18 protein-coding genes and 1 pseudogene are annotated in these 21,057 nt (G+C 37.5%); all 19 read left to right on the forward strand.

Features of this window, described 5'->3' with window-relative positions:
- Positions 1 to 7: 7 nt before the first annotated feature.
- The 19 genes and pseudogenes from LZ578_RS03480 (at position 8) to LZ578_RS03570 (ending at position 20,634) form a co-directional block, all read left to right on the forward strand.
- Positions 8 to 1,609 (forward strand): oligosaccharide flippase family protein, encoded by a 1,602-nt coding sequence (locus LZ578_RS03480; RefSeq protein ID WP_235145949.1) that lies wholly within the window; start codon positions 8 to 10, stop codon positions 1,607 to 1,609.
- A 27-nt stretch (positions 1,610 to 1,636) separates the two neighbouring features.
- Positions 1,637 to 2,713, forward strand: coding sequence for a MazG nucleotide pyrophosphohydrolase domain-containing protein (locus tag LZ578_RS03485; RefSeq protein WP_235145950.1), 1,077 nt, complete (start codon positions 1,637 to 1,639; stop codon positions 2,711 to 2,713).
- A complete protein-coding gene (locus LZ578_RS03490) occupies positions 2,700 to 2,981 on the forward strand; it encodes an RNA-binding S4 domain-containing protein (protein ID WP_235145951.1) in 282 nt (93 codons plus the stop codon). Before LZ578_RS03485 ends, LZ578_RS03490 begins: the two co-directional genes overlap by 14 nt.
- Before the next feature lie 178 nt (positions 2,982 to 3,159).
- Positions 3,160 to 3,444 carry a hypothetical protein gene (locus LZ578_RS03495; protein ID WP_235145952.1) on the forward strand — a complete coding sequence of 95 codons (285 nt, stop codon included), beginning with the start codon at positions 3,160 to 3,162 and terminating at the stop codon, positions 3,442 to 3,444.
- A 17-nt stretch (positions 3,445 to 3,461) separates the two neighbouring features.
- A complete protein-coding gene (locus tag LZ578_RS03500) occupies positions 3,462 to 3,590 on the forward strand; it encodes a septum formation initiator family protein (protein ID WP_235146389.1) in 129 nt (42 codons plus the stop codon).
- Between the two features lie 93 nt (positions 3,591 to 3,683).
- Positions 3,684 to 4,169 (forward strand): S1 domain-containing RNA-binding protein, encoded by a 486-nt coding sequence (locus LZ578_RS03505; RefSeq protein WP_235145953.1) that lies wholly within the window; start codon positions 3,684 to 3,686, stop codon positions 4,167 to 4,169.
- Positions 4,170 to 4,291: 122 nt separating this feature from the next.
- A complete protein-coding gene (gene tilS / locus LZ578_RS03510; protein ID WP_235145954.1) occupies positions 4,292 to 5,749 on the forward strand; it encodes a tRNA lysidine(34) synthetase TilS in 1,458 nt (485 codons plus the stop codon).
- Positions 5,746 to 6,285 carry a hypoxanthine phosphoribosyltransferase gene (gene hpt, locus LZ578_RS03515; RefSeq protein WP_235145955.1) on the forward strand — a complete coding sequence of 180 codons (540 nt, stop codon included), beginning with the start codon at positions 5,746 to 5,748 and terminating at the stop codon, positions 6,283 to 6,285. Before tilS ends, hpt begins: the two co-directional genes overlap by 4 nt.
- Before the next feature lie 121 nt (positions 6,286 to 6,406).
- Positions 6,407 to 8,542, forward strand: a complete 2,136-nt coding sequence (gene ftsH, locus LZ578_RS03520; RefSeq protein ID WP_235145956.1) for an ATP-dependent zinc metalloprotease FtsH — start codon at positions 6,407 to 6,409, stop codon at positions 8,540 to 8,542.
- 244 nt (positions 8,543 to 8,786) lie between these two features.
- A complete protein-coding gene (gene hslO / locus LZ578_RS03525; RefSeq protein ID WP_235145957.1) occupies positions 8,787 to 9,704 on the forward strand; it encodes an Hsp33 family molecular chaperone HslO in 918 nt (305 codons plus the stop codon).
- A gap of 36 nt (positions 9,705 to 9,740) precedes the next feature.
- Positions 9,741 to 10,651 (forward strand): annotated as a pseudogene (cysK, locus tag LZ578_RS03530) (cysteine synthase A).
- Positions 10,652 to 10,828: 177 nt separating this feature from the next.
- Positions 10,829 to 11,857 carry a tRNA dihydrouridine synthase DusB gene (gene dusB / locus LZ578_RS03535; protein WP_235145958.1) on the forward strand — a complete coding sequence of 343 codons (1,029 nt, stop codon included), beginning with the start codon at positions 10,829 to 10,831 and terminating at the stop codon, positions 11,855 to 11,857.
- Positions 11,858 to 11,970: 113 nt separating this feature from the next.
- Positions 11,971 to 13,449 carry a lysine--tRNA ligase gene (lysS, locus tag LZ578_RS03540; RefSeq protein ID WP_235146390.1) on the forward strand — a complete coding sequence of 493 codons (1,479 nt, stop codon included), beginning with the start codon at positions 11,971 to 11,973 and terminating at the stop codon, positions 13,447 to 13,449.
- A gap of 283 nt (positions 13,450 to 13,732) precedes the next feature.
- On the forward strand, positions 13,733 to 14,155 hold the full coding sequence (gene rpsL / locus LZ578_RS03545; RefSeq protein WP_235145959.1) for a 30S ribosomal protein S12: 423 nt from the start codon (positions 13,733 to 13,735) through the stop codon (positions 14,153 to 14,155).
- Between the two features lie 57 nt (positions 14,156 to 14,212).
- A complete protein-coding gene (gene rpsG, locus LZ578_RS03550; protein WP_235145960.1) occupies positions 14,213 to 14,683 on the forward strand; it encodes a 30S ribosomal protein S7 in 471 nt (156 codons plus the stop codon).
- Positions 14,684 to 14,790: 107 nt separating this feature from the next.
- Positions 14,791 to 16,881: an elongation factor G gene (gene fusA, locus LZ578_RS03555; protein ID WP_235145961.1), complete on the forward strand. Its 2,091-nt coding sequence runs from the start codon at positions 14,791 to 14,793 to the stop codon at positions 16,879 to 16,881.
- 139 nt (positions 16,882 to 17,020) lie between these two features.
- Positions 17,021 to 18,211 (forward strand): elongation factor Tu, encoded by a 1,191-nt coding sequence (gene tuf / locus LZ578_RS03560; RefSeq protein WP_235145962.1) that lies wholly within the window; start codon positions 17,021 to 17,023, stop codon positions 18,209 to 18,211.
- A gap of 272 nt (positions 18,212 to 18,483) precedes the next feature.
- Positions 18,484 to 19,140, forward strand: a complete 657-nt coding sequence (locus LZ578_RS03565) for a general stress protein (RefSeq protein WP_235145963.1) — start codon at positions 18,484 to 18,486, stop codon at positions 19,138 to 19,140.
- Between the two features lie 195 nt (positions 19,141 to 19,335).
- Positions 19,336 to 20,634, forward strand: coding sequence for a mechanosensitive ion channel (locus tag LZ578_RS03570; RefSeq protein WP_235145964.1), 1,299 nt, complete (start codon positions 19,336 to 19,338; stop codon positions 20,632 to 20,634).
- The last annotated feature ends 423 nt before the right edge of the window (positions 20,635 to 21,057 follow it).

The following is a 21,057-nucleotide window of genomic DNA, read 5'->3' on the forward strand; positions in this document are numbered from 1 at the left end:
TAGGCTTATGAAAAATGAACAGATGAAAAACATGTTGAAGGGTGCTTTCTTACTTTCCATTGCAAGTTTTATTGCAAAAATATTAAGCGCAGTCTACCGTGTTCCCTTTCAAAATATGGTTGGGAACACTGGTTTTTATGTGTATCAACAAATTTATCCTCTCTATGGAATTGGAATGACCTTTGCATTATCCGGATTTCCTGTGTTTTTTTCAAAAACAATTGCGGAAGCAACGACAAAAATAGAACGTAAAAAACTAATCTATCAAAGTATAGTTATTTTATCTTTTTTTGGAACTAGTATTTTCGCGCTGTTATATGGATTTTCAAGTGGAATTGCCCAGATGATGGGGGATGAACTGCTAGCACCTTTAATTCAATCTGTTTCCTGGATGTTTCTTTTTATGCCCATACTGGCAACCTTACGAGGATATTTTCAAGGGATTTATCGGATGGAACCTACCGCTATTTCTCAAGTAATCGAGCAGTTGGTGCGAGTAGGTGTCATTCTTTTATTTGCCTATTGGTATACACAAGGAATTTTTGACTTGTATGAAATGGGTGCAGGCGCTATGAGTGGAGCAATCTGGGGAGCTGGATCAGCTAGTCTCATTCTTTTGATTGCGTTTTTTAAAAATAAACCCGAAAAGAATATAAATCATGATTTCGTAGAAAGTCAAAAGGTTCACCATTCTTGGAGAAATTTAACAAAGCGTTATGCAACAGAAGGCTTAACTATTTGTTTGTTGACGTCGATTCTTGTTCTTTTTCAATTAGTCGATTCCTTTACCTTATATAAAAACCTAGTTGAAAATGGAGTGGCAGAAGAAGTAGCGAAATCATTAAAAGGAATCTATGATCGTGGACAGCCGTTGGTTCAGTTGGGGATGGTAGTCGGAACTGGTTTTTCTGCTAGTTTTATTCCACTCATGAGTCGTGCGTATGCCTATAATCGAGAGAGTGAATTTAAACGAGCAGCTCAATCCTTGATTCGAATGACGGCTATCTTTTCAGCAGCTTCTGTAGCAGGATTATTGGCCATTCTTCCTCAAGTGAACGACATGCTATTTGGCGACCAAAATGGTAGTGCTGTTTTATCTGTTTATATTATTAGTATTGCTGTAGCTTCGGTTATGATGGCTTACCACTCTATTTTACAAAGTCTAAATAAGTATCGAGTAACCTTACTAGCTTTAGTGATGGGACTTGTAGTTAAAGTACTGATGAATCTTTTATTTGTACGTCTATGGGGAACAATGGGAGCTAGTATCGCCACTCTTTTAGGTCTTTCTATCATGGTTTTCTTTCTGGGAAGTCAAATGCCTTCTCCTTTAAAAGGAGTTTGGCGAAAAGATGCCTTTTTGTATAAGTTGTTAGGCGGGTGTGTTCTTCTCTTTGCTAGTGCATACGCAACGAAGTGGTTGTTGATAACATTTATATTCCAAACCACAGGACGTACTACTTCTTCCCTAACTTCCTTCCTCACAGTCATCATAGGCATTGTATTTTTTGGATGGTATCTTTTACGGGTTCGACTATTAACTACGAGAGAATGGTTATCGATTCCATTAGGTAAAAAACTATTAAAAAAAATATCCAAAAGTAAATAAACGAACGTATTTAAAAAGGAGTAGAATATGGGAAAAATTGAAATAGTCGGTCTGGGTGCAGGAGATTGGAATCAGCTACCTGTAGGTGTGTTTAAACAGTTACAAGAACATACAAATATTTTTTTACGTACAAAAGAACATCCGGTTGTAGAAGAATTAGAAAAAAACGGAATTCACTACCGTGACTTTGACAATTTATATGAACGGGAAAGTAGTTTTGAAAATGTATACCAAGAAATTGCTAAAGAATTGTTGGCACAAGCAAAAGAAAAAGATGTTTTATATGCAGTACCAGGACATCCAATGGTTGCTGAAGACTCTGTAAAACAGTTGCTACATAACACCGAAGAAATCTCTGTTGAAATTTTAGGTGGAAAAAGCTTTTTAGATGATTTCTTTCAAGCGGTAGATGTAGATCCTATTGAAGGGTTTCAGTTGGTGGATGGATTAAGAATGGATTCTGATTATCTAAATTTGAATAATCATCTGATTGTTATGCAAGTATATAATGACCTTGTAGCAGGGGATGTGAAATTAGAGTTGATGGAGAAGTATCCAGACGAACATCGAGTAGCGCTAGTCGATGCAGCAGGGACCTCTCAAGAACGAGTGGAGTGGATGCCTTTATACGAAATGGATCGAATAGAAGGAGTACATAATTTACTTTCTGTTTACGTTCCTCCATTAGTTCGTGATGAACAGACGAAAAGTTTTGCAACTACACAAGCCTATATGGATGCGATTCATGCAGGAGATATCTGGGTTCAAGCACAAAATCACAAAACTCTTTTACCGTATTTAATAGAAGAAACAGATGAGGTTGCACAAGCTATTAAAGAAGAAGATGTGGATAACTTGGTGGAGGAATTAGGAGATGTTCTTCTTCAAATTTTTTACCATGCGGGATATGGGGAAAACCAAGGCACTTTTTCAATGGAGGACATTTTAGAAAACTTAAATCGAAAGTTACGTCGTAGACATCCTCATGTATTCGACAACTATCCTGTAGATAGTATGGAAGATATTGATGAGATGTGGCAAATGATTAAAGCAAAAGAAAAAGAAATGAATAATGAAAAGGAGAATGAAGATGAGATTAGATAAATTTTTAAAAGTTTCTCGATTAATTAAACGGAGATCTGTTGCCAAGGAAGTTGCTGATAAAGGACGTATTCTGATTAATGATAAACAAGCGAAATCTAGTTCAGATGTAAAAGTGGATGATGTATTGACTCTCCAATATGGAACAAAAACATTAATCGTTCGTATCAATAAAATTCTTGATACAACTAAAAAAGATGTAGCACAAGAAATGTATACGATTATAAGTGAAACCATGCTTCCTAGAGATGAAAAAGAAGCGCAATTTTAAGTGAAAAGTAACAAAGGAAATAAAGGAAATAGAACAAAAGATTTCCACTAGAAAGAGAACTTTTAAAATTGCTGGAAGTACCGTGACAATCCCTCTCATTTCTTATATACTTCATATATAAGGTGCAGAACAAGAAGGCTTAGAAATGCATATAATCGTTTTGGAGAGGGGTGTTCACGTGCAAACAAAATGGAATAAAAAACAAGTAGATTCAAGTAGTAAAAATGTGACTAATATTGAAAACGAATTTTTTCAAAAACAAATACAAAAGAAAAAACAACACCATACCATTCGGAAACACGTACGTCGCCGTATGACGCTAATTGCAGCTGTAGGGACCATGATTGTTGTCCCACTCTTCAGTACTCTAATTGGAAATATAACAGAGATACGTAATTTAGATGGCGAAATAGCCATTGCTCAAGAAGAACAAAAAAAGTTACAGAAAAAAATGATGATTTAAAAGTAGAAGTTGGACTGCTGCAAGATAACGAGTACCTTGCTAAATTAGCACGGGGAAAGTATTACTTGAGCAAAGATGGTGAAATTATTTTTAGTCTGCCAGAAGATAATCAGAGCAAAGCAGCAACTGAAAATTCACTAAATTAACAGAAAATAATTAATAACGTAAAGTCCACCTATATTTATAAATGGTTACATGCTATAATAGTTATACAAAACCTAAGGAGGAACTCTTTTTTTATGTCAATTGAAGTTGAAAGTATCGTATCAGGTAAAGTAACTGGTATTACAAATTTTGGTGCATTTATTGATTTGGGAGATAGAAAGACTGGACTTGTTCACATTAGTGAGATTTCCGATAGCTATATTAAAGACATTCACGATGTTTTAAGTGTTGGGGATGAGGTATCCGTTAAGGTACTAACTATTGCAAGTGATGGGAAGATTGGACTGTCCATTAGGAAAGCTCAACCAAAATCTGAAGAAGATTCCCGACCATCACGTGAACCACGTGAGCAAAAACCATATCAAAGGAGCTCCGCACCACGCAGTGATTCTTCTCACTTCAAGGCACGAGAGGAACGTCCTTCACAAAGCAAAGAACCTAAAAAAGAAGGCTTTGATAATTTGATGAGCTCATTTTTGAAAGATAGCGATGATCGCTTGTCTTCTTTGAAACGTAATACAGAAAGCAAACGCGGTGGACGCGGCGGAAGACGCGGATAACATCCGAAGATACAAGAGGTTGGATGAAGGAGTTTTACTCCTGCTCCGCCTCTTTTTCTATTCTAGCTTAAATTAAGAAGCATTCTCAAAGCTTTTTCAAAAAAAGGGGAGTGGAGAGGGAAATGAACTTGTTAACGAAGAAATTATATGACGAAAATAATAGGTTTCATTTTTGGACATCTTCCGATACGGTTCTCCTCGCTGTATCGGGTGGCGTGGACTCGATGGCGTTGTTGGATGCCTTCTCAAAACTTCCTACTGAAAAACGTCCTCACTTTGCTGTACTTCATGTCCAACACCATTTGCGAAATGAAGCCGAAGAGGACTGCAAGCTTGTACAAAAATTTTGCTTTACAAGGGGAATTCCTTTCTATGTAAAACATTGGGAAAAGGAACTACATCCAGATAATAATTTAGAGGCAGCCGCACGAGATTTTCGCTATCAATTTTTTGAAGAGAAAATGAAAGTTCTAATGGCGACTGCACTTTTAACAGCTCATCATGCAGATGATCAAATGGAAACCATTCTCATGAAGTTAACTCGAGGAAGTACGCTAAGTGGGGTTGCTGGTATAAAAAAGGCCCGGATATTTGATTCTGGGAAGTTAGTCCGGCCGTTTTTGGACGTACAAAAAGAAGAATTGTACGAGTACTGCCGAAAATATCAGGTTCCTTACATAGAAGATGCTACGAATGAAGGAAATGACTTTACACGTAATCGATTTCGAAATAATATTACTCCTTTAATCAGGAAAGAAAATGAAAAAGCGGCCCAACATTTTAATGAATTTTCAGAAGAGCTACAGGCCCTATTAGAAATAGCCAGTCCAGTAATTCAGGAAGCTTTTGAGAATTGTTTTATACAAAGAAAGGATGTTTGGTCTTTAGATATCCATCTTTTCCTAAACTATTCTCAATCAATGCGATACCTTCTGCTCAGTTATTTTTTACAAGAGAAATGGTTCCAAGCTGGAGTTTCTTTTCGAAAAAGCCATGTGGATGATATCCTTGAAATGATTGAGGGAGCCACTCCTCAAGCAACATTAAATGTGTCTGGAGGAAATGTAGAAAGACGATATGGAGTTCTTTATTTTAAAAAAAATAAAGTCTCAAAAAGTGAAGAAAACACTGAAAAAAACCTATTTCACACATACTTAGCAGAAATTGACCTAAATGAATGGTTAGAATTACCTTTTAATGGTAAAATAGGCTTGTTTTTATATAGTGAATCCTTTCTCTCTCATTCATCCGTTCTAAGTACTCATTGGGTAAGGCTCGAAGAAGATGTTTCATATCCTTTATTTGTACGTTATTGGCAAGCGGGAGACCGCATTCGTATGAATAAACATGCCCCTTTTACAAAGAAAGTATCTCGAATTTTTATTGATCAAAAAGTTCCTCAAGAAAAGAGGAGAAAAGCGATCGTTATAACGGATGCTCAAGGTGAAATTTTATGGGTCCCAGGGTATGCTCTTTCAATGAAGGTGAGTAAAGGAAATGAAATACTAGAAATAGAAAAAAATAATCAAGAACAGAGTAAAATGATTATACACACAAATTATGAAGAGGTGACGGAATGATACATCCAGATATAAAAGAAATTTTGTACACAGAAGAAGACATTAAGAACACAGTAAAGAAATTAGGCGCAGAGTTGACCGAAGAGTACCGTGGGAAGAATCCACTTGTAATCGGAGTGTTAAAAGGGGCAGTCATGTTTATGACTGATTTATCACGTGCAATGGATTGTGACTTAGAATTAGATTTCATGGATGTTTCTAGCTACGGGTCAGAAATTGAATCAAGTGGAGATGTCAAAATTATTAAAGATTTAGATGCATCCGTTGAAGGTAGAGATTTGCTGATTGTGGAGGATATTATCGATACTGGTCGAACATTGAGTTACTTAATTGATATATTCCGATACCGAAATGCTAAATCAATTAAAATCGTTACCTTATTACATAAAAAAGAGCGTCGTGTAGTTGATTTGGAAGCAGACTACGTAGGGATTCATGTGCCAAATGAATTTGTGGTAGGCTATGGTTTAGACTTTGTCGAAAAATACCGAAACTTGCCTTATATTGGAATTTTAAAGGAAGAAATTTATAAGTAAAATAGATAGTGAAGATTGGTCCAATATGTTATCATGACCAAGATACATAAAATAAAACTAAAATATTAGGAAGATGTAAGATATACGCCAAATCGGTATGCTATCTAACAGGGAGGGTCAAATGAAGAAAAATAAATTTCTAAAAAGCAGTAGCTTTTGGATCCTTATTTTCATTGCAGTCGTCGCAGTAGTAACAATGATGACTAGAGGAATAGGCGATCAAGGAAGCCAAACCATATCCACTACAGAATTTATGCAAGCATTAGACAAAGAAGAAGTAAAAGAATTTACAATGCAACCAGGAGCAGGTGTCTGGGAAGTAGTAGGAGAGTATCGAGAAGAAAAGACTTTAGAAAGTGAATCAAGTACCAATGACTTACTATTGTTTGATGATAAAAACCTTACAACAAAGGCATTTGATACTCGAGTATTACCCAATGATTCTACGTTAGCTGAAATCGGAGAGTTATCTTCAACTACAGATACGGACATAACTATCTTAGAACAAGATCAATCCGGTGCTTGGATCAGTATCCTCTTTACTATTTTACCCCTCGTACTTTTCGTGTTCTTTATGTACATGATGATGGGACAAGCAGGAGGCCAAGGCGGTGGCGGTGGAAATCGTGGAGTAATGAACTTCGGAAAATCCAAATCCGAAGATATTTCTAAAACAGATGTTAAAGTTCGTTTTTCTGATGTCGCTGGTGCGGATGAAGAAAAACAAGAGTTAGTTGAAGTGGTGGAATTCCTAAAAGACCCAAGACGTTTTACAGCACTTGGTGCTCGTATTCCAGCGGGCGTACTGTTAGAAGGACCTCCAGGAACCGGAAAAACCTTGCTAGCTAAAGCAGTAGCAGGAGAAGCAGGAGTACCTTTCTTCTCGATTTCTGGTTCGGAATTCGTTGAGATGTTTGTTGGAGTTGGAGCGAGTCGTGTTCGTGACTTGTTTGAAAATGCGAAGAAAACTGCTCCAGCCATTATCTTTATCGATGAAATTGATGCGGTTGGTCGTCAACGTGGAGCTGGAATGGGTGGCGGACATGATGAACGTGAACAAACATTAAACCAGTTACTAGTTGAAATGGATGGTTTCTCTGGAAATGAAGGAGTCATCGTAATTGCTGCAACAAACCGTTCAGACGTATTGGACCCAGCCTTACTTCGTCCAGGTCGTTTTGACCGTCAAATATTAGTTGGACGTCCTGATGTAAAAGGTCGCGAAGCTATATTGAAAGTTCACTCACGAAATAAGCCACTTCATCCGAATGTGGACTTAAAAGTAATTGCACAACAAACACCTGGATTCTCTGGTGCTGATTTAGAAAACTTATTGAACGAAGCTGCTCTAGTAGCTGCTCGTCGAAATAAGACACGTATTGATGCTTTAGATTTAGATGAAGCACATGATCGAGTAATTGCCGGTCCTGCTAAAAAGGATAAAGCAATTAGTAAGAAAGAAAGAGAAATGGTTGCATTCCATGAATCTGGACATACTATCGTTGGAATGGTACTGAGTGATGCTCGTACTGTTCATAAAGTAACGATTGTTCCTCGTGGACGTGCGGGTGGATATGCGATTATGCTTCCAAAAGAAGATCGTTTCTTGATGACGAAAGAAGAATTGTTCGAACAAGTAGTTGGTTTGCTTGGTGGACGTACAGCTGAAGAAATTGTTTTCAATGTACAAACAACTGGTGCTAGCAATGACTTTGAACAAGCAACTCAATTAGTGCGCAGCATGGTAACAGAATACGGAATGAGTGATAAGCTAGGAACGGTTCAGTATGAACGAAACCAACAAGTCTTTGTAGGCCGTGATTACGGAAATACACGCGCTTATTCTGAAGATATTGCCTACCAAATTGATTCAGAAGTACGTCGAATCATGAGTGAAGCACACGAAAGAGCTCGTCAAATTATCAATGAGCATCGTGAACAGCTGGATCTAATTGCTCAAAAACTTCTTGAAGTAGAAACCTTGGATGCAAGAACCATCAAGAGTCTTTTTGAAACAGGTGAAATGCCTGATGAAAAAAATTCTGAAGAATACCCAAGTGAAAAAGCTGCCTCTTTTGAAGAAGCAAAACGTGCGTTAGAGAAAAAAGAAGCTGAAAAACTTAAAAAAGATGAAGAAGATCATCAAGAGGGCGAAGACTTCTCTTCAAGTGAAGAGAGTACAGAAGAACATTCCGATGAGGAACGTACTGATGGATCTACATCACTAGAAAATGAAGACGAGTTGCCACCTCATTAAATTTATTCAAACAGAAAAATATCAAACAGAGTAAGAAAAGCAGTAGCTTTTCTTACTCTGTTTTTTATTTGTTTACACTCATGAGCAGATTATGTTTAGATTTTAGTGTAGCTATAGTAAAATAGAAATATGAGTGTGGAAAGAGCTATTCCACAAACGTAGACAATATAGTAAAAATGATTTATAAAATATAGATAAAAGGGTAGGAACCAACAGAAGTTCTTATATCTTGGGAGGAAATCATATGAATGATTATTTAGTAAAAGCACTTGCTTATGAAGGACAAATCCGTGCATATGCACTGAATGCAACACAAACAGTCGGAGAAGCTCAAAGAAGACACGATACATGGAGTGCTTCATCTGCTGCGTTAGGTAGAACGATGATTGGGTCCATTTTAGTAGCAACAACTGGCTTACGAGAAGATCAAAAAATGACAGTGATTGTAAGTGGAGACGGTCCTGGAGGTAGAATTGTTGCGGATGCAAATGGAAAAGGAGAAGTAAAGGCTTATATTTCGAATCCACATGTTCACTTACCATTAAATGAACAAGGAAAGATTGATGTTAAAGGAGTTGTAGGTACAGAAGGTTCTCTGACGGTTATTAAAGATCTAGGATTAAAAGAACCTTTTACAGGACAAGTTCCTTTGATCAGTGGAGAACTAGGAGAAGACTTCACCTATTATATGGCTAACTCTGAACAAATTCCTTCAGCAATTGGTCTGAGTGTTTTAGTAGATACAGATAACTCTATTAAAGTGGCAGGTGGATTTATGATTCAAGTTCTTCCTGGTGCGGATGATGCCGTAATTGATATGATTGAAAAAAACATTCTACATCTTCCAATGGTTTCACGTTTGATGGAAGAAGGAGAGACGCCAGAACAAGTCTTAGAAAGAATACTCGGAAAAGAAAATGTTAAATATATCGAAAAAATGCCGCTACGTTTCCACTGTGATTGTTCACGCGAACGCTTTATGGATGGTCTGTCTGCGATAGGTAAAGATGAGTTAGTAGATATGATTAACGAAGATCACGGCGCTGAAGTTGTATGTCATTTTTGTGAAGAGAAATATCAATATTCTGAAGATGATTTAAATAGCCTGATTCAATCTATTGATAAAGCCAAAGAAGAAAAAGAAGTAAATCAAAACAACTAATAAACGATGATTTGAAAAAAGAGCGGAGGAAATCTGATGGCAAAAAAAGTTACCAGTATTTCAGAGCTGATTGGCAATACGCCTCTCATCAAATTAAATAAAGTTGTTCCAGAAGGAGCAGCTGATGTATATGTAAAGTTAGAATCGTATAATTTCGGAGGAAGCATAAAAGATCGAACGGCATTAAATATGCTAGAAGTAGCAGAAGAAGATGGCAGTTTAAAACCCGGTTTCACGATACTAGAAGCAACCGATGGTAATATGGGAATTAGCATTGCTATGTTGGCTGCAGCAAAAGGGTACAAAGCACTTCTCGTACTGCCTCAAGAAGACAATCACTCTGTTCGGCTAATCTTGGAAGCTTATGGAGCTAAAGTCATTGAGACTCCTATAGAAGAAGGGATGTCTGGAGCAATTGCAAAAGCAGAGGAATTGAGTAAACAGGCGGATACGTACTATTTACGTCAATTTCAAAATCCGGCCAATCCAGCAATGCATGAAGCAACGACTGGACCGGAGATTATAGAAGCATTTGCTGGGAAAACTCCAGATGCTTTTGTAGCATCTGTTGGAACAGGGGAACCTTAACCGGTGTAGGTCGTAGTTTGCGTGTGGTGAACCCGAATGTAGAGTTGTATGCTGTTGAGCCAACTGAATCTCAAGTACTGAGTGATGGCCCTCAAGGAATACATCATATTCCTGGTATGGGAGCTGGTTTTATTCCACCTGTTTTAGATGTAGCCTTGTATAATGGAGTAATCCATATTTCTTCAGAAGAAGCAGCTGCTATGGCAATTCGTTTAGCAAAAGAAGAAGGTTTATTATTGAGCTCATCTTCAGGTGCTGCGATAGCTGGAGCAATTGAAATTGCAAAAAGACTAGGTCGAGATAAAACGGTCGTTACTATTTCTGCAGATAATGGATCACGCTATTTAGTAAATAAGTGAGTATATATTTTTTATAAAATTAAAATGAAATGAACCTCGAAAAAATGTAGGTTCATTTCATTTTTCTTGTTTCAATTCACTAAAACCCCGTTTTCAAATGACATAGTAGTCTTATCACGAATAAGGTGCTAAAATAACAAAAGAAAATAGAAGATTGATAGTAAAAGGTAGGGTACTATGTTTAAAATAGGTGATATAGAAATAAAAAATCAAGTTGTTGCTGCTCCAATGGCTGGCATCAGCAACTCGGCATATCGTGTCACAGTAAAAGAAATGGGTGCTGGTCTCGTTGTTTGTGAAATGATTAGTGACATAGGAATTCACTATCGAAATGAAAAGACTTTAAAGATGCTTCATATTGAACCAGACGAGTATCCCCTCAGCATTCAAATTATGGGAGGCAACAAAGATACATTAGTAGAAGCCGCGAAATATGTAGCGGAGAATACTGAATGTTCCATCATCGATATTAATATGGGGTGTCCGGTTAGTAAAGTGATTAAGAATGAAGCAGGAGCGAAATGGCTCCTGGATTCAAATAAAGTATATGAAATGGTCGCAGCAGTTGTGGATGCCGTAGACAAACCGGTTACAGTTAAAATGCGCTTAGGTTGGGATGATAAACACTTATTTGCGGTTGAGAATGCTCTTGCAGCGGAACGTGCAGGAGCCTCTGCTGTAGCAATGCATGGTCGTACGCGAGCTCAGATGTATGAAGGAAAAGCAGATTGGGCTCCTTTTAAAGAAGTGAAACAAGCCTTAACAAGAATTCCTTTTATTGGAAACGGAGATATTCGCACTCCAGAAGATGCGAAACGGATGCTAGATGAAACAGGTGTAGACGGTGTAATGATTGGTCGGGCTGCATTGTCCAATCCGTTTATGATCAAGCAAACGGTCCACTACTTAGATACAGGAGAACGATTACCGCCAGTTACTTCTCGCGAAAAAATGGAAACTGCTAAAATCCATTTGGAACGATTAGTAGAGTTAAAAGGAGAACCTACGGCTATTAAAGAATTTCGGACGATTGCCCCTTATTATTTAAAAGGCATTCCTCGATCTTCTAAAACAAAAGCAGCAATTGTTTTGGCAAATAGACAACAAGAAATAAATGGTTTTCTAGACCGATTTGTTGAAGAGACTGAAAAAAGAGAAGAAGAAAAAGTAGAGCGCAAAGGGAAACTTCATTTATTATCTAAATAAATTTGAAAGAGACCTTGCAATTTTATTTTTTTCTTGGCAAGATAGATAGGATAGAATACTGATAGTAGTAGAACGGAGTGACCGTATTGAGTCAAGAAAAACATTCTGAAGAAATGAATGACCAACTAATCATTCGACGTGAGAAAATGAAACATTTACGAGAAGAGGGCATGGATCCCTTCCACAATGGGTTCAAACGCACCCACTTATCGAAGGAATTGCATGAAGCGTATGATCATTTGTCGAAAGAAGAAATGGAAGGACAAGAAATTATTGCTTCCATTGCAGGACGTATTATTACCAAACGAGGAAAAGGAAAAGTTGGATTCGCCCACTTACAAGATAGTAAGGGACGCATTCAGATTTATGTTCGTAAGGATGAAGTTGGGGAAGATGACTATGCTATTTTCAAGCAAGCAGATTTAGGGGACATCATTGGTGTTACCGGACCTGTCATGAAAACAAATACCGGAGAATTAACGATTAAACCGACCACTCTGGTTCATTTGACGAAGGCATTACGTCCTTTACCTGATAAATACCACGGATTGACAAACGTAGAACAAAAATATCGTCAACGATACTTGGATCTAATTAGTAATCGGGATAGTTTTGATAAATTTGTGCAGCGAAGCCAAATTATTGCTGAGTTACGCAAATACATGAACAGTCATGGCTATTTAGAAGTAGAAACACCCACGCTACATAACATGGCGGGTGGAGCAACTGCTAAACCTTTTGTGACGCATCATAACGCTTTAGACATGGAACTATACATGCGTATTGCGTTAGAGCTTCATTTAAAGCGTCTGATTGTTGGTGGAATGGAAAAAGTTTATGAGATTGGTCGTGTATTCCGAAATGAAGGAATTGATACCACTCATAACCCTGAATTTACGATGATGGAAGCTTATACTGCTTATACCGATTATCATGATGTGATGGAATTAGCAGAAGGAATATTCGAAACCGTTACACAAAATGTAAAAGGAACTACAACCGTTATGTATAATGGAACCGAAGTTAATTTAGCTGGACCGTACCCACGGATTCACATGGTAGATGCTGTAAAAGAAAAAACAGGAGTAGATTTCTGGGAGGATATGACCGATGAACAAGCTCGTGACTTAGCGAAAGCACATCGCGTACCTTTTACGAAGCACATGACTGTTGGACATATCATTAATGAGTTCTTTGAAGAATTTGTAGAAGGTGCGTTGGTACAACCGACCTTTATCTATGGACATCCTACAGCAGTTTCACCACTAGCTCGTAAAAACCAAGAAGATCCTCGTTTTACGGATCGTTTTGAAATATTCATCATGGGTAATGAATACGGGAATGCATTTACGGAGTTAACGGATCCAATCGATCAACGTGAAAGATTCGAAGCGCAATCCCAAGAAAAAGAACAAGGAAATGAAGAAGCACATGGTGTGGATGAAGATTTCCTAGAGGCGTTAGAATATGGAATGCCTCCAACAGGTGGTCTTGGAATTGGAATAGACCGATTCATTATGCTATTAACAGACAGTCAGTCTATTCGAGATGTATTACTATTCCCAACGATGAGAAATATCGAAGAACAGTAAAAATATTAAACAAAAAAACAAGGCGGAGACAGTCTCCGCTCTTTGTTTTTTAAAATAAATAAAAAAATGTAGTTCTATTGTTGACGACTGAGAATTTTCGTGGTATTCTTTCAAAGGTGCTTTTGTTATAAGTTTTCTGAAAGGTATTCCAATCAGTTCAACTAATCAATCAAGAGTATTCCGTGAAAAAATCGAATGTACTTTCGATTTATTATTTTTTAAAAAAGAAGGACCACCTGGATGTGTGGACCTAGAAAAACCTATTTGGGAAGGAGGAAAAAAAATGCCTACAATTAATCAATTAGTTCGCAAACCTCGTAAATCAGCTGTTGAGAAATCTAAATCACCAGCATTGGGAAGAGGATATAACAGTTTCAAGAAAGCTCCAACTTTCAATAACTCACCTCAAAAGCGTGGAGTATGTACACGTGTGGGAACAATGACACCTAAGAAACCTAACTCGGCTTTACGTAAGTATGCTCGTGTTCGCTTGTCTAACCTTTTGGAAGTAACAGCGTACATACCTGGTATCGGTCATAACCTACAAGAACATAGTGTGGTATTAATCCGTGGTGGACGTGTAAAAGATTTACCTGGAGTACGTTATCATATCGTTCGTGGAGCAATGGATACAGCTGGAGTTACCGGTCGTATGCAAAGCCGTTCAAAATACGGTGCTAAGAAACCTAAAGCAGCTAAAAAATAAAACCTAACTTTGTTTAGGAAATAAAATTAAATAATAGATATGGAAGGGGGAGTCAGAATGCCTCGTAAAGGTGCAGTAGCAAAACGCGAAGTTATGCCAGATCCAATTTACAATTCTAAATTGGTAACTCGTTTGATTAACCGCTTGATGGTTGATGGTAAACGTGGAAAAGCAGCAACTATTTTATATAACGCATTTGATATTATTAAAGATACTTCCGGTAATGAACCAATAGAAGTATTTGAACAAGCGATGAAAAACATCATGCCTGTTTTAGAAGTAAAAGCACGTCGTGTAGGAGGTTCTAACTACCAAGTGCCAGTTGAAGTTCGTCCAGAACGTCGTACAGCTTTAGCATTACGTTGGTTAGTAAACTATGCCCGTCTCCGTGGAGAAGATACCATGGAAGAAAGACTTGCAAAAGAACTTATGGATGCTGCTAATAACTCAGGAGCTTCCGTTAAGAAACGCGAAGATATCCACAAAATGGCAGATGCCAACAGAGCTTTCGCTCATTACCGTTGGTAAGAATTATTATAAAATAATGTTTGTTAGATGGGGCAGGTTCGTTTATAGAACCTGTCTTCCATCGATATAAACTAACCATCAAAGCTAGAAAGAGGTGCACGAAACAGATGGCTAAAAGAGAATTTACTCTTGAAAAGACAAGAAATATAGGTATTATGGCTCATATTGACGCTGGTAAAACAACGACAACAGAGCGCGTACTATATTACACCGGTCGAATCCACAAAATTGGCGAAACTCACGAAGGTGCAGCGCAAATGGACTGGATGGCACAGGAACAAGAACGTGGAATCACGATTACTTCCGCTGCTACAACAGCGCAATGGAAAGGATACCGTGTAAACATTATCGATACGCCTGGACACGTGGACTTCACAGTTGAAGTTGAACGTTCTCTACGTGTATTAGATGGAGCAGTAGCTTTGCTAGATGCTCAATCTGGTGTTGAACCACAAACAGAAACAGTATGGCGCCAAGCTACTACTTATGGTGTTCCTCGTATTGTTTTCATTAATAAAATGGATAAAATTGGAGCAGATTTCTTATATTCCGTAGGAACACTCCATGAACGTTTGCAAGCAAACGCTCATCCAATTCAGTTGCCAATGGGAGCCGAAGATAAATTCATAGGAATTATTGATTTGGTAGAAATGAAAGCTGAAATCTATGATTCAGAAGATGGAATTGAGTACCATGAGGAAGATATTCCTGAAGAGTACAAAGAAATCGCTGAAGAGTGGAATACTAAACTGATTGAAGCAGTTGCTGAAACTGATGAAGAAATGATGATGAAGTATCTCGAAGGAGAAGAAATCACCGTTGCAGAATTAAAAGCTGGAATTCGTAAAGCTACATTGAATGTAGAATTTTACCCAGTTCTTTGTGGTTCAGCCTTCAAAAACAAAGGAGTTCAACTAATGTTGGACACAGTAATTGATTACTTGCCTGCACCTACAGATGTAGCACCAATGACTGGTTTGATTCCTGATACAGATGAAGAAATTATCATTCCTTCTAATGATGACGAGCCGTTTTCAGCGTTGGCATTTAAAGTAATGACCGATCCTTTTGTAGGTCGTCTAACATTCTTCCGTGTATACTCTGGCTCATTAGCAGCTGGTTCGTATATCCAGAACACAACAAAAGGAAAACGTGAACGCGTAGGCCGTATTTTGCAGATGCACGCAAACAGCCGTAGTGAGATACCTGAAGTATTCTCCGGTGATATTGCTGCAGCAGTTGGTTTGAAGGATACAGGTACTGGTGATACACTGTGCGATGAAAAACGCCCAGTAATCCTAGAATCTATGGTATTCCCAGAACCAGTTATCGAAGTTGCTATTGAGCCAAAATCAAAAGCAGACCAAGATAAAATGGGTATCGCTTTACAAAAGCTTTCTGAAGAAGATCCAACTTTCCGCGCTTCAACAAACGCTGAAACTGGACAAACCGTTATTGCGGGTATGGGTGAATTACACTTAGATATCATCGTTGATCGTTTGAGACGTGAATTCAAGGTAGACGCAACAGTAGGAGCTCCACAAGTTTCCTACCGTGAAACATTCCGTACTGCTGTTAAATCAGAAGGTAAGTTTGTTCGTCAATCAGGTGGTAAAGGTCAATACGGACACGTATGGATCGAATTTACTCCTAACGAAGAGGGTGCTGGTTTCGAATTCGAAAATGGTATCGTCGGTGGGGTAGTACCTCGTGAGTATGTTCCAGCAGTAGAAGCGGGCTTGAAAGATTCTATGGTAAACGGTGTACTAGCCGGCTATCCATTAGTTGACGTTAAGGCTCGCCTATATGATGGTTCTTACCATGATGTTGACTCATCTGAAACAGCCTTTAAAGTTGCTGCTTCCCTTTCGTTGCGTAATGCAGCTAAGAAAGCAAACCCAGCAATTCTTGAACCAATGATGGCAGTAGAAGTTACTGTTCCTGAAGAATACCTAGGAGACGTAATGGGTCACGTAAGTGCTCGTCGTGGACGTATTGAAGGAACAACAACTCGCGGAAATGCACAAATTGTTAAAGGAACTATTCCTTTATCTGAAATGTTCGGTTACGCGACAACTCTTCGTTCTGCTACTCAAGGACGCGGTACTTTTGCAATGGCATTTGATCATTACGAAGCCGTTCCTAAATCAGTTCAAGAAGATATTATTACAAAGAGCGGTAAAAACGCTGACGCATAATCTTACTTTTTGAACAATTTGAAATATTGCATTTTACTACGGTAATCTGTATAATTCATTACAATAGGCAATTACTGTGAACACAGAAGAAGTCTATAAAAATATAACATTTACTCAAATATGAGGAGGAAAATTAACAATGGGAAAAGAAAAATTTGATCGCTCCAAACCGCACGTAAACATCGGTACTATCGGACACGTTGACCATGGTAAAACTACGTTAACTGCTGCAATTACAACTGTATTATCTAAAAAAGGATTCGGTGGTGCAGCTTCTGACTACGCATCAATCGATAAAGCTCCAGAAGAAAGAGAACGTGGAATTACAATTAACACTTCTCACGTTGAATACGAAACTGCAAACCGACACTATGCACACGTAGACTGCCCAGGTCACGCGGACTATGTTAAAAACATGATCACTGGTGCTGCACAAATGGACGGAGCTATCTTAGTAGTTTCTGCTGCTGATGGCCCAATGCCACAAACACGTGAGCATATTCTATTGTCACGTAACGTTGGTGTTCCTTACATCGTAGTATTCTTGAACAAAATGGATATGGTAGACGACGAAGAATTACTTGAATTAGTAGAAATGGAAGTTCGCGATCTATTAACAGACTACGACTTCCCTGGTGATGACACTCCAGTTATTGCTGGTTCTGCATTGAAAGCTCTTGAAGGCGTTGAAGAGTATGAAGAAAAAATCATGGAATTGATGGCTGCAGTTGATGAGTTTATCCCAACACCAACTCGTGATACTGACAAACCATTCATGATGCCAGTTGAGGATGTATTCTCAATCACTGGTCGTGGAACTGTTGCTACTGGACGTGTTGAGCGTGGAGTAGTAAGAATCGGTGACGAAATTGAAATCGTTGGTATTGAAGAAGATACTAAGAAAACAACTGTAACAGGTGTTGAAATGTTCCGTAAATTGTTGGATTACGCTGAAGCAGGCGACAACATTGGTGCTTTGTTACGTGGTGTAACCCGTGAGCAAATCCAACGTGGTCAAGTTCTAGCTAAACCAGGTACAATCACACCTCATACAAAATTCTCAGCAGAAGTTTATGTTCTTTCCAAAGAAGAAGGCGGACGTCACACTCCATTCTTCTCAAACTACCGTCCACAATTCTACTTCCGTACAACAGACGTTACTGGAGTTGTAGAATTGCCAGAAGGCGTAGAAATGGTTATGCCTGGAGATAACGTTAAAATGGATGTAGAACTAATCCACCCAATCGCTATCGAAGAAGGTACTCGTTTCTCAGTTCGCGAAGGCGGACGTACTGTAGGATCCGGTGTTGTTTCTACAATTAACAAATAATTTTTAAATTTAAAAGTAGGTAAGGAGCGTAAGCTCTTTGCCTACTTTTTTTGTTTAAATATCATTAGATAACTATCTCCCATTAAATGGTATAGAAATTTGTATGATTAAAATAAAATTAAATAAAAATATAAGGCGAGTAATAGTGAAGTGAATAATGTAAAAAAGCTCAATAGCTATTATTTGAAACATCTTTTCATTAAAGATATAATAAACACGATAAGATAGCGCTATCATAGTGATTGATATTTTAAAAGGAGGAGTATAGAATAATGAATAAACGTGTAGAAGGAAGTTATTCAAAAATCGAAGAAGCCATGCAGGCAGTTCAAAAATTAAGAGAAAAAGGCTACCTCAAAGAGGATATTTACGTAGTTGCCAATTCAACCGTTAAAGATTCAATTCCTTTAACGATGGACGCAGAAGTTAGTACGGATACAAATATGAGAGACAATATTGACGATAATGAACGTTCTTTTTGGGATAAAATAAAAGATGCTTTTACGATTGATGATTATGAAGAAGACCAAGTGAATCATCCTAATTACGATACTGAAGAAGACCCTTTACACCCATATCATGAACAAATTAAAAAAGGTAACATTGTTGTACTGACAGATAAAAATGCTAAACCATCCGTAGCTGAAGAAGATACAAATACAGATGTACTGGATAGCGGAATGAAGACACGTAATCCTGTTACGGAACTAGGTTCTGTTGAAACAGATCCTGAGATGGTGGGATATAAAACAGATACACTTTTACGTGATGAAAAAACATTTGTAGATGTTCCAGGAACGAATACAGACATAAAGGAAGAAACAGAGAAAGAGTTGGCTACAGACTCTCACGCTAACGATATAGATGGCCTCTCTCCTGAATTAAATGATCCAATTGACAGAAAAGAGATAAAACGTATAGATAAATGAATATAAGATAAAAGACAAGTATCTTCTGAAAAGAAAATACTTGTCTTTTTTGTTAAAAATTATTAAAAGCTATTGACTTTTATTGAAAAGAAGAATTTAATGAGGGTTTTCATTTTAAGTTATTTGATTCTTCCGTTATACTTATAACATAAGGAAGAAATTCCTGAAAAAAAGAAATTATAAGGAGGAAGCAAAATGAATGAATTTACGGACTCATTACAAGGTTTATGGGCATCATTTCTAGCGTTTTTACCAAATTTACTGGGAGCTATTTTATTATTAGTACTTGCCTGGGTACTTGCTACGCTAGTCAAAAAAGCAATAGTCAAAGGACTTCAAGCCATTCACTTTAATCAAAAGCTTGCATCATGGGGAGTTGTTAATACTGTAGAAGATGGGAACCAAATGATTGTCTCACTTGGTAAGGTCTTTTACTACTTAGTATGGTTGTTCTTTATCCCGGGGATTCTGGAGAGAATAGGATTAGCCAATATTGCAGCACCAATTACGAATATGTTTGATTCGTTCTTAGCGTTTATACCTAAGTTATTCGGAGCAGCTATTATTTTAGCTATCGGATACTTTGTTGCCAAGTTTGTAAAAGAACTAGTACAGAACTTGTTAGAAACAGTTAATGTTGATCGCTATGTAAGAAAATATACTTCAAAGGTAAGTAACACTTCACCTGGACAAGTAGAAAAACAAAAACATACGATTGCAAAAGTATTAGCTAACACAGTATTTGTTGTTATTTTAATACCTATTGTTACAATGGCACTAGACACGCTACAAATTAAATCTATTTCTGAACCAATTGTAAATGTATTGAATCAAATTTTAGCAGCGATCCCAAATATACTAGTAGCAGTTATCTTGCTAATTGCAGGTGGATTGATTGCTAAGATTGTTGGAGATTTACTAGAAGGTTTGTTAGAAACTTCTGGAATTGATCGCTATTCTAAATATCTAAATACAAAAGGAAGCACGCAGATTAGTCTTTCTAATGTAATTGCTAAAATTGTACAAACAGTTATTGTTATCTTCTTCTTAGTTGAAGCTCTAAATACACTGAATTTACAAATATTGAATACAATCGGTGTAGCAATTATCAGCTACTTACCTTCTGTACTATTCGGACTAATCATTTTAGGATTAGGTATCGTTGGAGGAAATGCACTCTCAGCTTTCCTTAAAGACTCAACAGGTAGTGGCATGGTCGGAGCGGTAGTGAAGTACTTGATTTATGTTATGGCAATCTTCATGACACTAGATCAATTACAATTTGCTTCTACTATAGTTAATACAGCGTTCTTGTTTATCATTGGTGGCTTAGCGGTAGCATTTGCTCTAGCCTTTGGATTAGGTGGTAGAGAGTTTGCTAAGAAACAGTTGAATAAACTAGATCACAAGATCAATGAAGAATCTACAAGTATGGGTGGAAGTGCTCAGAAAACAGAAGCAGAAAAGAAAATGGATCCAAATAATCCTAGATAATATTTTTCTTAAATCGAAAAGCTCACCTCCTTATAGGAAGTGAGCTTTTTGAATTTTAAATAAACGATATATACTATAGAAGAAACTAGTCTGCATTTTTAAATAAAATCATGAAATGACTATAATTCATGGCTGATTAGGGATTGAAAAAAGAATTGAGTATTTTATGCAAAACACTTGCGAATTCCACTTGATTCCTTTATTATAAAGCAGTTGGGATTATAAAGCAGTTGGGAAAAAAACAAAGAATTAAAAAAATTTTATCTTATTTCCAGAAAAAACTTGCATTTAGTACACATCCTATGTATACTTATAAAGTGCGAATTTCACGGATAGTGAAAGAGTACATAGCCCCTTAATTGAGGGAACATAGCATTGAAACGAGAGGTTGCGACACGCCAGGGTGCTTTGTCACACCCGGTG

It is taken from the genome of Jeotgalibaca sp. MA1X17-3, assembly GCF_021513155.1.
Classification (GTDB): Bacteria; Bacillota; Bacilli; order Lactobacillales; family Aerococcaceae; genus Jeotgalibaca.

Coding starts and splice junctions, on each gene's coding strand:
- LZ578_RS03480 (WP_235145949.1), top strand. CDS start 8: ATGAAAAATGAACAGATGAAAAACATGTTGAAGGGTGCTTTCTTACTT.
- LZ578_RS03485 (WP_235145950.1), top strand. CDS start 1,637: ATGGGAAAAATTGAAATAGTCGGTCTGGGTGCAGGAGATTGGAATCAG.
- LZ578_RS03490 (WP_235145951.1), top strand. CDS start 2,700: ATGAGATTAGATAAATTTTTAAAAGTTTCTCGATTAATTAAACGGAGA.
- LZ578_RS03505 (WP_235145953.1), top strand. CDS start 3,684: ATGTCAATTGAAGTTGAAAGTATCGTATCAGGTAAAGTAACTGGTATT.
- tilS (WP_235145954.1), top strand. CDS start 4,292: ATGAACTTGTTAACGAAGAAATTATATGACGAAAATAATAGGTTTCAT.
- hpt (WP_235145955.1), top strand. CDS start 5,746: ATGATACATCCAGATATAAAAGAAATTTTGTACACAGAAGAAGACATT.
- ftsH (WP_235145956.1), top strand. CDS start 6,407: ATGAAGAAAAATAAATTTCTAAAAAGCAGTAGCTTTTGGATCCTTATT.
- hslO (WP_235145957.1), top strand. CDS start 8,787: ATGAATGATTATTTAGTAAAAGCACTTGCTTATGAAGGACAAATCCGT.
- dusB (WP_235145958.1), top strand. CDS start 10,829: ATGTTTAAAATAGGTGATATAGAAATAAAAAATCAAGTTGTTGCTGCT.
- lysS (WP_235146390.1), top strand. CDS start 11,971: ATGAATGACCAACTAATCATTCGACGTGAGAAAATGAAACATTTACGA.
- rpsL (WP_235145959.1), top strand. CDS start 13,733: ATGCCTACAATTAATCAATTAGTTCGCAAACCTCGTAAATCAGCTGTT.
- rpsG (WP_235145960.1), top strand. CDS start 14,213: ATGCCTCGTAAAGGTGCAGTAGCAAAACGCGAAGTTATGCCAGATCCA.
- fusA (WP_235145961.1), top strand. CDS start 14,791: ATGGCTAAAAGAGAATTTACTCTTGAAAAGACAAGAAATATAGGTATT.
- tuf (WP_235145962.1), top strand. CDS start 17,021: ATGGGAAAAGAAAAATTTGATCGCTCCAAACCGCACGTAAACATCGGT.
- LZ578_RS03565 (WP_235145963.1), top strand. CDS start 18,484: ATGAATAAACGTGTAGAAGGAAGTTATTCAAAAATCGAAGAAGCCATG.
- LZ578_RS03570 (WP_235145964.1), top strand. CDS start 19,336: ATGAATGAATTTACGGACTCATTACAAGGTTTATGGGCATCATTTCTA.